The sequence below is a fragment of the Rhodococcus sp. NPDC055112 genome (genome assembly GCF_053607505.1).
This window is the reverse complement of record NZ_JBSGTR010000005.1, coordinates 64,674-79,149: the sequence shown is the minus strand read 5'-3', so window position 1 is coordinate 79,149 and position 14,476 is coordinate 64,674. Positions and strand designations below refer to the sequence as shown.

The 14,476-nt window shown below is 71.3% G+C and carries 15 protein-coding genes; 1 reads left to right on the top strand and 14 read right to left on the bottom strand.

Annotated features, from left to right (window positions below; translation table 11 throughout):
* Window positions 1-22: 22 nt before the first annotated feature.
* From ACWFRB_RS04320 to ACWFRB_RS04260, 13 genes are all read right to left on the bottom strand, one after another.
* On the bottom strand, window positions 23-2,236 hold the full coding sequence (locus ACWFRB_RS04320; RefSeq protein ID WP_452639099.1) for a heavy metal translocating P-type ATPase: 2,214 nt from the start codon (window positions 2,234-2,236) through the stop codon (window positions 23-25).
* Entirely contained in the window at window positions 2,233-2,436 is a 204-nt protein-coding gene (locus ACWFRB_RS04315) for a heavy-metal-associated domain-containing protein (protein ID WP_452639097.1), read from the bottom strand. Before ACWFRB_RS04315 ends, ACWFRB_RS04320 begins: the two co-directional genes overlap by 4 nt.
* 10 nt (window positions 2,437-2,446) lie before the next feature.
* Window positions 2,447-2,728 (bottom strand): metal-sensitive transcriptional regulator, encoded by a 282-nt coding sequence (locus ACWFRB_RS04310; protein ID WP_072842629.1) that lies wholly within the window; start codon window positions 2,726-2,728, stop codon window positions 2,447-2,449.
* A gap of 57 nt (window positions 2,729-2,785) precedes the next feature.
* Entirely contained in the window at window positions 2,786-3,031 is a 246-nt protein-coding gene (locus ACWFRB_RS04305; RefSeq protein ID WP_452639095.1) for a hypothetical protein, read from the bottom strand.
* On the bottom strand, window positions 3,028-3,516 hold the full coding sequence (locus ACWFRB_RS04300; RefSeq protein WP_452639093.1) for a hypothetical protein: 489 nt from the start codon (window positions 3,514-3,516) through the stop codon (window positions 3,028-3,030). Before ACWFRB_RS04300 ends, ACWFRB_RS04305 begins: the two co-directional genes overlap by 4 nt.
* A complete protein-coding gene (locus tag ACWFRB_RS04295) occupies window positions 3,509-3,940 on the bottom strand; it encodes a hypothetical protein (protein ID WP_452639091.1) in 432 nt (143 codons plus the stop codon). Before ACWFRB_RS04295 ends, ACWFRB_RS04300 begins: the two co-directional genes overlap by 8 nt.
* Window positions 3,941-3,945: 5 nt before the next feature.
* Window positions 3,946-4,497: a hypothetical protein gene (locus ACWFRB_RS04290; RefSeq protein WP_452639089.1), complete on the bottom strand. Its 552-nt coding sequence runs from the start codon at window positions 4,495-4,497 to the stop codon at window positions 3,946-3,948.
* Between the two features lie 16 nt (window positions 4,498-4,513).
* Window positions 4,514-5,488: a porphobilinogen synthase gene (gene hemB / locus ACWFRB_RS04285; protein WP_452639211.1), complete on the bottom strand. Its 975-nt coding sequence runs from the start codon at window positions 5,486-5,488 to the stop codon at window positions 4,514-4,516.
* A gap of 68 nt (window positions 5,489-5,556) precedes the next feature.
* On the bottom strand, window positions 5,557-7,128 hold the full coding sequence (locus ACWFRB_RS04280) for a uroporphyrinogen-III synthase (RefSeq protein ID WP_452639087.1): 1,572 nt from the start codon (window positions 7,126-7,128) through the stop codon (window positions 5,557-5,559).
* A 90-nt stretch (window positions 7,129-7,218) separates the two neighbouring features.
* Entirely contained in the window at window positions 7,219-8,235 is a 1,017-nt protein-coding gene (hemC, locus tag ACWFRB_RS04275) for a hydroxymethylbilane synthase (RefSeq protein ID WP_452639085.1), read from the bottom strand.
* Window positions 8,232-9,629 (bottom strand): glutamyl-tRNA reductase, encoded by a 1,398-nt coding sequence (locus ACWFRB_RS04270; protein ID WP_452639083.1) that lies wholly within the window; start codon window positions 9,627-9,629, stop codon window positions 8,232-8,234. The genes hemC and ACWFRB_RS04270 overlap by 4 nt, the downstream gene beginning before the upstream one ends.
* Window positions 9,626-10,459: a redox-sensing transcriptional repressor Rex gene (locus tag ACWFRB_RS04265; RefSeq protein ID WP_452639082.1), complete on the bottom strand. Its 834-nt coding sequence runs from the start codon at window positions 10,457-10,459 to the stop codon at window positions 9,626-9,628. The genes ACWFRB_RS04270 and ACWFRB_RS04265 overlap by 4 nt, the downstream gene beginning before the upstream one ends.
* A gap of 168 nt (window positions 10,460-10,627) precedes the next feature.
* On the bottom strand, window positions 10,628-10,888 hold the full coding sequence (locus ACWFRB_RS04260) for a glutaredoxin family protein (RefSeq protein WP_452639081.1): 261 nt from the start codon (window positions 10,886-10,888) through the stop codon (window positions 10,628-10,630).
* A 148-nt stretch (window positions 10,889-11,036) separates the two neighbouring features.
* Here ACWFRB_RS04260 and ACWFRB_RS04255 point away from each other — a divergent pair, with 148 nt between their 5' ends.
* A complete protein-coding gene (locus tag ACWFRB_RS04255) occupies window positions 11,037-12,035 on the top strand; it encodes an HAD family hydrolase (RefSeq protein ID WP_452639079.1) in 999 nt (332 codons plus the stop codon).
* Between the two features lie 16 nt (window positions 12,036-12,051).
* On the opposite strand, the gene ACWFRB_RS04250 is transcribed toward ACWFRB_RS04255, so the two are convergent.
* Window positions 12,052-14,409, bottom strand: coding sequence for an arylsulfatase (locus tag ACWFRB_RS04250; RefSeq protein ID WP_452639077.1), 2,358 nt, complete (start codon window positions 14,407-14,409; stop codon window positions 12,052-12,054).
* Window positions 14,410-14,476 lie beyond the last annotated feature (67 nt).

Below are 14,476 nucleotides of genomic sequence, written 5' to 3'. Positions count from 1 at the left end.
GCGCAAATCGGCGGGCTTGGCGTCAGCGGAATCGTCGCAACCGCAGGCTGTTCCCAACCACGAACACCGAGGACAGCGCCATCGCCGCGCCTGCGATCATCGGGTTCAGCAGGCCGAGCGCGGCCAACGGGATGGCCGCGACGTTGTAGGCGAACGCCCAGAACAGGTTCGCCCTGATGGTGCCGAGGGTGGCCCGCGAGAGCCTGATCGCCTGCGGCACCGAACGCAGGTCGCCGCGCACCAGGGTCAGGTCGCTCGCCTCGATCGCGGCGTCCGTGCCGGTCCCCATCGCCAACCCGACGTCCGCGGTGGCGAGCGCCGCCGCGTCGTTCACCCCGTCGCCGACCATGGCGACGACGGCGCCCTCCCGCTGCAGGCCCACCACGTGCGCGACCTTGTCGGCGGGCAGGACCTCCGCGATCACCCGGTCGATGCCGACGCTCCGCGCCACCGCGTGCCCGACCTCGGCACGATCGCCGGTCAACAGCACAGGGGTCATGCCGAGCGCCACGATCTGCGCGACCGCCTCCGCGCTGGTGGGCTTGACGGCGTCGGCGACCGTGATGGCGCCGCGGATCGCGCCGTCCCAGGCCACCGCGACGGTGGTGCGTCCGGCCGCGAACGCCTGCCGCAGCTCAGCGGGGATCGGGCCGTCCGGCCGCCCGACGCTGACCCGGACCCCGTCGACCCGCCCGACGACGCCGATGCCGGGGCGGTTCTCGAACTCCGTCACCGACGGCGCGGGTCCGCCCGCGAGCGCGATCGCCCGGGCCACCGGATGTTCCGACGCGCCCTCCACCGCGGCCGCCAGCGCCAGCACGCGGTCGGGGCTCTCGCCCCGCGCCGCGACCACCGCGTCGAGCCTCATCCGGCCCGTGGTGACGGTGCCGGTCTTGTCCAGCACGACGGTGTCGATCCGCTTGGTCTGCTCGAGCACCTCGGGGCCCCTGATCAGGATGCCGAGCTGGGCGCCGCGACCGGTGCCCACCAGAAGCGCCGTCGGCGTGGCCAATCCGAGCGCACACGGGCAGGCCACGATGAGTACCGCGACCGCGGCGGTGAAGGCCTCCGTCGCGGCGTGCCCGGTGACCAGCCAGCCTGCCAGCGTCGCCGCCGCGATGACCAGCACCACCGGGACGAACACCGCCGACACCCGGTCCGCGAGCCGCGCCACCGCGGCCTTGCCGTTCTGCGCCTCGGTGACGAGCGCGGCGATGTGGGCCAGCTGGGTGTCGGCGCCGACCCGCTCGGCCCGCACCACGAGCCGCCCGTCGGTGTTCACGGTGCCGCCGACGACGGCGTCGCCGCCGGCCACCTCGACCGGCACCGACTCGCCGGTGACCATCGACGCGTCCACGGCAGCGTTGCCCTCGAGCACCCGTCCGTCGGTGGCGACCTTCTCCCCCGGCCGCACCACGAATCGGTCCCCGACCCGCAACTCGCTCACCGGGATCCGCCGCTCGGCGTCGTCCCGCAGCACCGCCACGTCCTTGGCGCCGACCTCGATCAGCGCCCGCAGTGCGGCGCCCGCGCGGCGTTTGGCCCGCGACTCCGCGTACCGGCCCGCGAGCAGGAAGACAGTGACCGCGGCGGAGACCTCGAGATAGATCTGTCCCGACGGATCGTGCGCGCCCAACCGCAGCGTGAACTCGTGGGTCATCCCAATGTGCCCCGCGGTGCCGAACACCAACGCCCACACCGACCATCCGTACGCGGCGAGCGTGCCGAGCGAGACGAGCGTGTCCATCGTCGAGCTGCCGTGCCGGGCGTTCGTCAGCGCCGCCCGATGGAACGGATAGCCACCCCAGAACACCACCAGGGTGGTCAGCGCCAGCGCCACCCATTGCCAGTAGTCGAACTGCAGCGCCGGGATCATCGACAGCGCGACGACCGGGACGGCGGCCAGCGCCGAGATCGCCAGGCGCCTGCCGAGGTGATCCGGCGTCGGTTCGCCTGTCCCGGCAGCGGCGGGGCCCGCCGGCATCGACACGGCCGCGGAGTAGCCCGCCGACTCGACCGCGGACACCAGCTCGGCGGGCTGCACGCCCGCCGGATAGCGCACGTGGGCCCGCTCGGTGGCGAAATTGACGGTGGCCCGGACGCCGTCGATCTTGGCCAGCTTGCGCTCGATCCGATTCGCGCAGGAGGCGCACGTCATCCCGCCGAGATCGAGGTCGAGCTCCCGCTCCGCGACGCCGACGGCGTCCAGCGCGTCACGGCCAGCGGGGGCGGTCATGACGCCAGCTCGTAGCCCGCCTCTTCGACCGCCTCGGCGACGGCCCGCGGGTCGAGCTCGGACTCACTGGTCACGCGGACCGCCCCGGTGGCCAGGTCGACGAGCACCTCGGTGACACCGGCGATGGCGCCGACCTCCTCGGTGACCGAGGCGACACAATGCTCGCAGGTTATGCCCGTGACCGTGTAGGTGGTCTGCATCAGCGCTCCCCTAGGACCGGACGAGGCGGGCGATCGCGTCCGAGGCCTCTTTGACCTTGGCGTCGGCCTCCGGGCCGCCCTTCTTGGCCGCTTCGACGACGCAGCCCGCGAGGTGCGCGTCCATCAGTTTGAGCGAGACCGACTGCAACGCCTTGGTCGCCGCGGACACCTGGGTCAGGATGTCGATGCAGTACCGGTCGTCGTCGACCATCCGCGAGATGCCCGCGACCTGTCCCTCGATGCGGCGCAGCCGCTTGAGGAGGTCGTCCTTCTCCGGGGAGTATCCGTTCATGCCCCTACCATACCCCCCGTGGGTACTAGTCGCCAGGGAGGGCCGCTGTTCGACCGGTCACTGCGGACCGCCGCGGTCCCGCCTCCTGACCACGTCGATCACCAACAACCCGGCCGCGATCACCAGCACGGTCGCCGCTCCGATCCAGGTGCCCGAGTAGTGCGTGCCGGTGAACGCGGGCGCGCCCTCCATCGCGGGTGCGAAGTCCGAGGTCTGCACGCCCCGGTTCCAGCACCAGACCGCGGCCGCGGTCGCGAGCACCGCCAGGCCCAGCTCCACGATCCGCGTCATCCGTTCGCTCACCGCTCACCGTCCTCCGCCTCGTCCACCACCAGCTGCTCCAGTTCGGTGCGCAGCCCGTCACCGTCCCGCGCCCACGCCCGCACCACCGCGCCGTCCCGCAGCCGCAGGCCGATCGCGGTACGGCGTCGCGGCACCCCGGACAGCTCGCCGAGAGACGGGGCGCTCTCCCACGGCTCCAGATCCTCGGCGAACGGATCCGCCTCGGGCAGGACCTCGACGATATCGGCCACCTCGAGCGTCTCGGCGCCGTTGCGCAACACCGCAGGGGTGAGCAGCACGCTCGCGTGCCGCCGGGCCGCCACCACCTGAAGGGAGACCAGCCCCGCGAGCAGCACGGAGAACAGCATCAACCCGAGCCAGTGCACACCCGAACCGATGATCGCCTCCACGACCAGCACGACCAGGCACAGCGCCGGGCCGAGCGCGACCAGCCACCACCGTCCGCCCGGTTCCTCGAACAGGATCCGCTCGGCCGCGTCACTCACAGGCAAACCACTCCGCCGAGGACCTCAGATAGACGAGCACGCTCGCCACCAGCGCGAGCACGGAGACCAGCAGCGTCGGCACCTGACCGAGACCGGTCGCCAGCAGCCCGAGCTGCAGCACGAAGAACACCACCGACAGCGCGACGACCGCCCGCCGAAAACGCGGATCCCCTGCCCTGGTCGGCCCCGCCATCAGCCCGACGCCGAGCCCGGTGAGCAGCGAGACTGCGCCGGAGCCACGCAGCAGCACGATGAACTCGTCCACACTGTCGGGGTTCGCGCCGCGCGCCACCAGTTCCTCGCGTATCGCCGTGCCGGGAGATGTCAGGGCCAACAGCCCGAAGAGCACCAGCAGCGCCGCACAGACCAGCCACAGCCAGTAGGCGACATCGACCGGGCGCGGACGGGCCTGCGCATCACCCACGACGGCTACTGCGCCTTCGGTCCGGGCACGAAGTACCTGTTCGACTCGCTCCGGTGCATCAGGATCACCGCGCCGACGGACAGCACCGCCTGCAGGATGCCCGCCCCGCCCGCGACCATCCCGGCCACGCCGCCACCGGCGCCGAGCCCGAACAGCGCCGGGATCGCGAAGAAGACCATCGTCACGCCGATCATGGTCACCAGCATCCGGGCCCAGTTTCTGCCGCTGCGCATCTTGAACACGAACAGCAGGTACAGGCCGGTCAGCGCGAGCCCGAGCAGCGCGGTGACGCCGAGCCCGACCAGCAGCAGACCCTCGGCCGCCGAGGTGCTGATCTCGACCGTCGGATCCTGGGCGTGCACGTCCTTGATCAGCTGATCGGCGAAGGTCTTCCGATCCGCGGCCACCATCGCGAGGGTGGCGAACAGGTTCACCACACCGAGGGCGGCCACCCCGCACAGCAACTGGAAGGCGGTACCCACGTCGACGGGCGGCGCGGGTCGCGGGGCCTGCGCGACCGGGCCGGTCGGGGGCGCTGGCGGCCAGTGGGCGGTCATGGCACCACCGTAACCATCACAACCGGGCTGCGAACTCGGCGGCCCAGTAGGTCAGCACGATGTCCGCACCCGCGCGACGGATACTGAGCAGCGACTCCAGCACGGCGGCGTCGCGGTCGATCCAGCCGTTCTGCGCGGCGGCGGTGATCATCGAGTACTCCCCCGAGATCTGGTAGGCCGCAACGGGAACCGTGGACATGTCGGCGACCTCCCGCAGCACGTCGAGGTACGACATGGCCGGCTTCACCATCACCATGTCCGCGCCCTCGTCCAGGTCGAGGTCGACCTCGCGCAGCGACTCGCGCCGGTTGGCGGCGTCCTGCTGATAGGTGCGGCGATCCCCGGACAGCGACGACCCGACGGCCTCACGGAAAGGCCCGTAGAAGGCGGATGCGTACTTGGCGGAGTACGCCAGGATGCCCGTGTCCTGGTGGCCCGCGTCGTCGAGACCCTCACGGATCGCGGCGATCTGTCCGTCCATCATTCCGCTCGGCCCGAGCAGGTGCGCCCCGGACTCGGCCTGCGCGACCGCCATGTCGACGTAGCGGGTCAGCGTCGCATCGTTGTCGACCCGGCCGTCCGCCGCGAGCACCCCGCAGTGGCCGTGATCGGTGAACTCGTCGAGGCAGGTGTCGGCCATGATCACGGTGGAGTCGCCGAGTTCGGCGCGGAGCACGCGCAGGGCCCGGTTCAGGATGCCGTCGGGATCGGTCGCACCGGAACCGTTGGCGTCCTTGTCCTCGGTCCTGGGGACGCCGAAGAGCATCAGCCCGCCGACACCCGCCGCGACCGCCTCGGTGGCGGCGCGGGTCAGGGAGTCGAGCGTGTGCTGGAAGACGCCTGGCATCGAACCGATCGCGCGCGGCTCGTCGATGCCGTCCGCGACGAACATCGGCAGCACCAGATGCCGCGGCTCCAGCGAGGTCTCGGCGACAAGTCGACGCAGCGCCGGGGTGGCGCGCAGGCGACGGGGACGTTCGGCGGGAAAGATGGATGCCCTCCTTCGTCGGCTGTGAGCGGTTGGCGAGTGCCTGGACTCGTCAACCGCTCACGGGCGCGTCAGCGCCTACGGGACTTCTTGCGCGGGGGCGGCAGCGCACCCTCGGCACGCAGCCGGGCGGCGTGCTCGGCGAGCGCCTCCACCAGCGGCCCGACCTGAGCGGTCTCGGGCTGCACATCGACCCGGAGGCCGAACTCGATCGCGGTCTCCGCGGTCTTCGGCCCGATGCACGCCACCAGCGTGCGGGCGTGCGGCTTGCCTGCGATGCCGACCAGGTTGCGCACGGTCGAGGACGAGGTGAAGCAGACCGCGTCGAACCCACCGGTCTTGATCATCTCGCGGGTCTCGGCCGGCGGCGGCGCCGCCCGGACGGTGCGGTAGGCCGTGACGTCGTCGATCTCCCAGCCGCGCTGGCGCAGGCCCTCGGCCAGGGTCTCGGTGGCGATGTCGGCGCGGGGCAGCAGCACCCGGTTGACCGGATCGAACACGTCGTCGTACGGCGCGAACTCGGCCAGCAGACCCTCGCTGGACTGCTCACCGGACGGCACCAGCTCGGGGTTGATACCGAACGAGCGCACCTTTTCCGCGGTGGCCTCGCCGACGCAGGCGATCTTCACGCCGGAGAACGCGCGGGCGTCGAGCCCGAACTCCTCGAACTTCTCCCAGACCGCGCGCACCGCGTTGGTGGAGGTGAACACCACCCATTGGTAGCGGCCGTCGACCAGGCCCTTGACCGAGCGCTCCATCTGCGCGGGGCTGCGCGGCGGCTCGACCGCGATCGTGGGCACCTCGATGGGGATGGCGCCGTGCGTGACGAGGCGATCGCTCATCTCGCTGGCCTGCTCCTTGGTGCGCGGCACCAGGACGGTCCAGCCGTACAGGGCGCGCGACTCCCACCAGGACATCTTGCTGCGCTGGCTGACCACCTTGCCGACGGTCACGATCAGCGAACCGACCAGCTCGGAGCCGGCCTCGTTCAGCGTCGCGAGCGTTGCCTCGACGGTGCGCTGCTGGCAGGTGGTGCCGCGGACGGTGATCGCGGCGGGCGTCTGCGGGGCCAGGCCGTTCTCGACCAGCTCGCTCGCCGTCTCCGCGAGGTGGCCGGCGGTGGCGTGCAGCACCAGCGGGCCCGGCGCCGCGGCCAGCGCGGCCCAGTCGACCTCGCCGCGCACGTCGACCTCGGTGTGACCGGAGCCGAGCGGCATGCCCGCATAGCTCGGGACCGCGGACCCGGCGGGCAGGCCCGGCAGGATCTCGAACTGCACCTGGGTCCGCGCCACCGCGGTGACCTCGGCGATCACCGAATCGGTTGTGAGCGGGTCGCCGGAGACCAGGCGGACCACGTCGTGCCCGTTCTTGGCCTCGGCAACCAGGGTCTTGGCGACCTCGGCAGGCTCGCCGAGCGCGGGGCGCACCTCGAACGGCGGGTTCTCGGGGTCGATCTCCTCGCCCTTGGCGAGCAGTCCGGTGCCGACCAGCGCGGTAACGCCCTTGTCGACGTCGGGGTCCGTGAACGCCAGGGTGGCGGCGGCGAGGACGTCCCGCGCCCGGACGGTGAGCAACGCCGGGTCGCCCGGGCCGGAGCCCACGAACAGGATCCGTCCGGGGGTGTTCTTGCGGACTCGGCTCATCGGTTGTTCTCCAGTGCGTTCATGTGTCGAGCAATGTCAGGGACATGGGAATGGGCGCGCGGTTTCGAGGAGCGCGCCGACGGCAATGGCTCACTCATCGGTTGGGCCGCCCTCCGTCTCGCGTTCGGTTGCAGGGCCCATCAGTGCGCGGGCGCCCAGGTCCAGCAGTTCGCGGGCGACCTCGCGACCGAGTTCCTCGGCGCGGTCCGGCGGTCCGACTATCGAGGCCCGGATCGAATCGGAGCCGTCGAGCGCGGCCGCGCAGCCGCGCACCGACAGCTCGTCGAACACCCGGCCGTCGTCGTCGATGGACTCCACGATCTCCGCGATCGCGCCGACCGGGGCCGTGCATCCGGCCTCGAGCTCGGCCAGCAGCGCGCGCTCCGCCGTGACGGCGGCGCGGGCGCTCGCATCGTCCAGCTCGGCGAGGATGGCGATCAGCGCGGTGTCACCCGCGCGGCATTCGACGGCCAGCGCGCCCTGCGCGGGGGCGGGCAGCATCTGCACCGGCTCCAGCGACTCGGTGATCACGTCGAGCCTGCCGATCCGCGAGAGTCCCGCCCGCGCGACAACGACCGCGTCGAGCTCGCCGTCGGCGACCTTGCCGATCCTGGTGTCGAGGTTGCCGCGCAACGGCTGGATGTCCAGGCCGAGGCCGAGGGCCCGCAGCTGGGCGATACGCCGCGGCGCGGAGGTCCCGACCCGGGAGCCGGCGGGCAGCTCACCGAGCACCATCCCGTCGCGCGCCACCAGCGCATCGCGCGGATCCTCGCGTCCTGGCACGGCGGCGATCACCACGCGCTCGTCGGGCGCGGTGGGCAGGTCCTTGAAGGAGTGCACGGCGATGTCGACGTGTCCGGCGGCGAGCTCCTCGCGCAGCGCGGCGGTGAACACGCCGACGCCGATCTTCTCGACCGGGCCGGAGAACTGGTCGCCCGCGGTCTTGACGATCACCAGCTCGGCGGGGTGGCCTGCGGCGATCAGCGCGTCGCGGACGGTGCCTGCCTGGGTGGTGGCCAGCAGGCTGCCCCTCGTGCCGATGCGCAGGGTGGTCGCGGGGGTCTGCTCCGCAGTGGTGTCCCTGGTGGATGCGGCGGTTGCACTCATGACTGCATCCCCTTCCATACGTCCATCGCCTCGGCCTCGTGGCCTGCCGTGAAATCGTCCGCCAGCTCGACCGCGCGGATCTCCATCGGAGTCGCGACGGCCTCGACGGACCCGGGGGTCAGCTCGAAAAGTTCACGCAGCGCGGCCGCGTAGGAGTCGCCGCCGGGGGCGCTGGCCAGCTGCTTGACCCGGACGGTCGGCGCGTGCAGCAGCTTGTCGACGACGCGGCGCACGGTGCGCGCGACCTCGTCGCGTTGCGGATCCTCGAGCCCTGGCAGGCGCGAGTCCAGCCGCAGCAGCTCTGCTTCCACCACGTCGGCGGCGCGCTGACGGAGGGCGGTCACGGTCGGGGTGACCTCGGCCAGACGCTGTCCGGCCAGGTAGGTGGCGAGCTCGCCTGCGACGATCTCGCGAGCCGCCTCGGTGTCGGCGGCGGCAGCGCCTGCCGCCGGATCGCGCTGCAGGGCAGCCATGTCGAAGATGCTCACGCCGGGCAGTCCGGCGATCGCGGGCTCCACGTCGCGGGGCAGCCCGAGATCGCAGATCACCAGCGGCCGCTGCGCGGAGTCCCGCTTCGCCAGCGCGAGGTGCGCGTCGGCGAGGGTGACCACGGCACCGACCGCGCCGGTACAGGTCACCATCACGTCCGCCTCGGCCAGCGCCGACGGCAGGTCGGCCAGGTCGACGGTCCCGCCGTCCACCCCGGAGGCCCGCACGGTCTCGGCGAGGCGCTCGGCACGTTCCCTGGTGCGGTTGGCGACGATGACGCGTCCGATCCCGGCCCTGGTCAGGTGCGCGACGGACAGCCCGCCCATCGAGCCGGCGCCGACCACGACTGCGGTGCGCCCGGCGAGCCCGGCACCGAGCAGGTCCGCGGCGCGGTCGAGGGCGACCGACACCACGGAGGCACCGGCGCGGTCGATCCCGGTCTCGGAGTGCACCCGCTTGCCGACCCGCAGCGCCTGCTGAGCCAGCTCGTGCAGCACCCGGCCCGCGGCCTGCTGGTTGTCGGAGATCGCGTAGGCGGTCCGGATCTGGCCGAGGATCTGCTGCTCGCCGACGACCATCGAGTCGAGGCCGCTGGCGACCGCGAACAGGTGCTCGGCTGCCGCCTCGCTGTAGCGCACGTATGCGTGCTTGGTCAGGTCCGGCAGCTCCATGCCGGAGTGCCCGGCCAGCAACTCGCCGACGTCGGCGAGCGCGCCGTGGAACGCGTCGACCACCGCGTAGATCTCCACCCGGTTGCAGGAGGAGACGATCATGACCTCGGAGACATGGTCCGAGCTCATCATCTTGTCGATCAGCTTCGGCCGATCGGTGTCGCCGATGGCGACCCGCTCGAGGACGGAGACGGGAGCGCTGCGATGCGAGATCCCGACCAGGAGAACACTCACGGTGCCATCACCGATCCATTCGTTGTCGAACCCGAGCCTGACGAAGCCGAGCGTGCCGTGCGGAGTCCCACCGCCGCCGAGGCCGCAGCGGGCTCGGTTTCGGCGTTGCGGGCGCTGTGGAAGGACAGCACCTGCATCTCCACGGCGAGATCCACTCGGCGGATCTCGACGTGTTTCGGGACATCGAGCGGCGAGGCCGCAAAGCTCAGGATGCAGCGCACACCGGCATTCACCAGCAGGTCGCACACCTCCTGGGCAGATTCGTCGGGGGTCGCGATGACCCCGATGGTGGCGTCCAGCTCGCGGCACGCGGCCTCGAGCTCGGCGACGTCGCGAACGGTCAGCGCGTCGACGGTACTGCCGATCCGGTCGGGATTTCGGTCGAACAGGCCGACCATCGTGAATCCGCGCCTGCCGAATCCGCCGTAGCGAGCAAGCGCCTGCCCCAGGCTGCCAACGCCGACCAGCACCACCTGGTGGCCGCGGTCGAGCCCGAGCGCGGCCTCGATCCGGGCGCGCAGCTTGGTGACGTCGTATCCGACGCCGCGGACCCCGTTGGGCCCGAGGAAGGAGAGATCCTTGCGCAGCTTCGCGGAGCCGACACCGGCCGCGGTCGCGAGTTCCTCGCTGGAGACGATGAGGGTGCCGTCGTCGGCCATCACGCCGAGCACCCGCAGATAGGTGGCGAGCCGGGTGACGGTGGCCTGCGGCAGGTCCCGAACCGTCGTGTCCGCGCGGGCGACGTCGGTCCCGGACCGGGCTGTGGACGTGTTCTCAGCCCCTGCGACGCCACGGGCAGAGAACCCATGCGGCTGGTGCTGTTCGGTCACGTTGGTGGCTCCTCGTCCGGCCATGCACATGGCCGGTTCTCACGCTGATCCGGGGGGACTGTTCACACCACGGTAACTGCTTGTGAACCCATGCACAAAGTCGCCGGATTCCGGATTCACCCGCTGCGACCTGCGCGGCGTCCGGTTGCGGGGGGTGTCAGGTCGGCCTCAGATTGTCAAATCCGATCGCAGCCGAGGCTCGTCGACCTCCCAGTAACTGTGCTCACGGCCGTCGAGCAGCACGACAGGTAGCCGGTCGCCGTACTCGGCGCGCAGCTCGGGATCGGTCGCCGCGGCCACGTCGACGTCGACCGATTCGAGTTCGAGGCCGAATTCCGCACACAACCGCAGCAGCTGAGTGCGCGCTACGTCACAGGAGCCGCAGCCGGCGCGGGTCAGCAGGGTGATGGTGTGTGCGGGGTCGGTCATGGGTCCACTGTGCCACCGCCACCTGCGCCTTCCGCGGGCCGCCCGCGGAGACGCAAGTCACAGCGGCCACGCGGGCGGCGATCCACCCGGTGCGCCCCCGAGGCTGGGGATAGGGTGGGCCGAAGTTGGACGAACACAGGAGGTATGAGTGCCTGGTCGATCTGGTCCGACCGGCTCGGGAGTTGGCGCCGGCTGGCTCGACGCCAAGCGTCCCCGCCGACGCGGCAGGAACCCCTTGGGGCCGAGCGACGCCCAGCTGAGGGCCAGCCTCGCCGGTGAGGCCAGCGCGGACGCCGCCATCGCGTTGCACGAGGCCGCGACGAGCGAGGCCGAGGCGGGCGGCGAACTCGGCCCACGCGAGACCGAGGGCGGGGTGCCGCTCGACCTGACCGCAGCGGCGTTCTTCGACGTCGACAACACCATGGTCCAGGGCGCCTCGATCATCCATTTCGCTCGTGGCCTCGCCGCCCGCAAGTACATCTCGCTCGCCGACATGGCCCGGTTCGGCTGGCAGCAGCTCAAGTTCCGGGTGACCGGCAAGGAGAACAGCGACGACGTCGCCAGCGGCAAGGAACGCGCGCTGGCCTTCATCGCGGGCCGCGAGACCGCGGAGTTCTCCCGCCTCGGCGAGGAGATCTACGACGAGCTGATCGCCGACAAGATCTGGCCGGGCACCAGGGCACTGGCCCAGATGCATCTCGACGCAGGCCAGCAGGTGTGGCTGGTGACCGCGACCCCGGTGGAACTGGCCCAGGTCATCGCGAAGCGGCTCGGGCTGACCGGTGCGCTGGGAACCGTCGTCGAGAGCGAGGACGGCAAGTTCACCGGCAGGCTGGTCGGCGACATCCTGCACGGCGCGGGCAAGGCGCACGCGGTCCGCACGCTGGCCGTGCGCGAGGGCCTGAACCTCAAGCGCTGCACGGCGTACTCGGACAGCCACAACGACGTGCCGATGCTCTCGCTGGTCGGAACCGCCGTGGCCATCAACCCGGACGCCGACCTCAAGGAGGTCGCGCGCAACCGCGGGTGGGAGATCCGCGACTACCGCACTGGGCGGAAGGCGGCGAAGATCGGCATCCCGACCGCGCTCGCGCTCGGCGCGGTCGGCGGCGCGCTGGCCGCCGTGGTCAGCCGCCGCAAGCACTGACGCAACCGGCGGAGCGCTACTCCCGGGACAGCATCGCCGCGGCCGCGTGCTCGAGGTCGATGTAGGCCTCGCCGCTGACGTCGACGGCAACCCGGTTCAGCGTGCCACCGGTGAAGGCCCACGGAGCGGCGCCCGGGTAGTCGTCGGTGACCGGTTCGCCGTCGTCGCGGCCGATGGTGAGCCCGGTGCCGCCGAGACCGAACACACCCGGCTGGGTCCGGATCCGACCCTCCCCGACCTTCCTGTCGCCGTGATAGAGGCTGAGCACGCCTCGCGCGGTGCCCGGCGGGTCCTCGCCGTCCTTCTCGAACGAGGCGCCGAGGATCACGCGATCGCCGGTCGGCAACTCCTCGGTTGCGCTGATCCGCTGCTGCTCGCTGCCGAGGAAGTTGTAGACGTAGTGCAGCCGGTTGTCCCGGACGTACAGCGCGTGCCCGCCGAAGCGGCCGCCCTGCGCGAACAGCACCCCTGAGGCGCCAGGGGACGGCAGGCCGACGAGCGCCCCGAGCGAGTACGAGCGGTTGCGAACGGCCACCGCCACCGACTCGGGCACGGCGGCGCCGCCCGGCCGGTACACGTACCTGGTGCGGAGCGGGGCGGGCCGCGGACGCGGCGTCATGAGGATCTCGACGGGGTACCGGTCGTCGAGCGGTAGCGCCCGGTTGGCGCCTGCCTCGTGGAACCACAGTCCGATGAGTTCCGCGAGCCTGCCCGGCTCGCTGTCGGCGAGGTCGTGCAGCTCGGTGCGGTCGACGTCGGTGTGATAGAGCTCCCAGGTGTCGTCCTGGAAATGACCCCAACCGCTGATCGCCGGATGGGTGGTGACGGCCTTCCAGCCGTCGTGCCAGATGCCGCGGGTGCCGAGCATCGAATAGAACTGGGTGTGCCGAGCGCTGGGGATACCGGCGGTGTCGAAGCTGTAGCGCATGCTCACGCCCTGGATCGGGTGCTGGGTGTACCCCTTGACCGTCGCAGGCATCTCGATGCCGAGGCAGTCGAGCACCGTCGGCATCAGGTCGATGGCGTGGTGGTACTGGTCTCGGATCTCGCCGCGGGCGGCGATCCCGGCAGGCCACGAGATGATGCACGGATCGCACGTGCCGCCGTTGAACGAGTAGCGCTTCCACATCTTGAACGGGGTGTCGAATGCCATCGCCCAGCCGTTCGGGTAGTGGTTGTAGGTCCGGTACCCGCCCAGTTCGTCGAGCATGGCCATGTTCTCGGCCAGGTCGTCGGGCACGCCGTTGAAGAATTTGTTCTCGTTGACCGAGCCGTCGGGGCCGCCCTCGCCGCTCGCGCCGTTGTCGGAGACCAGCACCACCATGGTGTTCTCACGCTGCCCGATGTCCCCGAGGTAGTCCAGCAGGCGCCCGATCTGGTCGTCGCAGTGCGAGACGAAGCCGGCGTACACCTCGGCCATCCTCGCGAACAGCCGCTTCTCGTCGTCGGAGAGCGTGTCCCAGCGCCGGGTGTGATCCAGCATCGGGAACGGCTGGCCGTCCGGTCCGCGGCGCGACTCCGGGGTGCCGATCGGGTTGAGCGACGGCAGCTCGGCCTCCGGCGGGATCAGCCCCATCTCCTTCTGCCTGGCCAGGATCTCATCACGCATCGCCTCGTAGCCCGCGTCGAACCGGCCGCGGTAGCGGTCCGCCCACTCGCGCGGCACGTGATGCGGGGCGTGCGCGCAGCCCGGCGCGTAGTAGAGGAACACCGGCCGGTCCGGCGCAATCGTCTTCACGTCGTCGATGAACTCGATCGCCCGGTCGGTGATGTCGACGCCGAGGTGGTATCCCTCCTCCGGCCGGGCGGGCGGCTCGACCGGGTGGTTGTCGTGGACCAGATCCGGGTGCCACTGGTTGGTCTCGCCGCCGAGGAATCCGTAGAACCGCTCGAAGCCGCGGCCGATCGGCCAGCTCGCCTTGGTGGAGGCCAGGTTCATCTCGTCGGCCGCGCACAGGTGCCACTTGCCGACCATCGCGGTGCTGTAGCCGCGTTCGACGAGCACCTCGGCGAGGGTGGCGCACTCCCCTGGGACGTGGGCGTTGGCGCCGGGGAACCCGATCGATGCCTCGCTGATGCAGCCCATGCCATTGACGGTGTGGTTACGGCCGGTGAGCAGACAGGAGCGGGTCGGCGAGCACAGGGCGGTGGTGTGCCACTGGCTGTAGCGCAGCCCGCCTGCCGCGATCCGGTCGATGTTCGGCGTCTCGATCGGTCCGCCGTAGCAGCTCAGCGCCCCGAAGCCCAGGTCGTCGAGCACGATGTACAGCACGTTCGGCGCGCCCTTCGGCGCCCTCGGCTGCTCGAACGGGCCCCAGTCGGGAACCGAGTCGCGAATGTCGAGGTTGGTGATTCCGCGGAATGACTTGGCCATGGCGTGGCTCCCTGTCGAGCCCCCCTGTCCCACCAAAGCACAACGGCAGGGCGATCACCAGATCCGC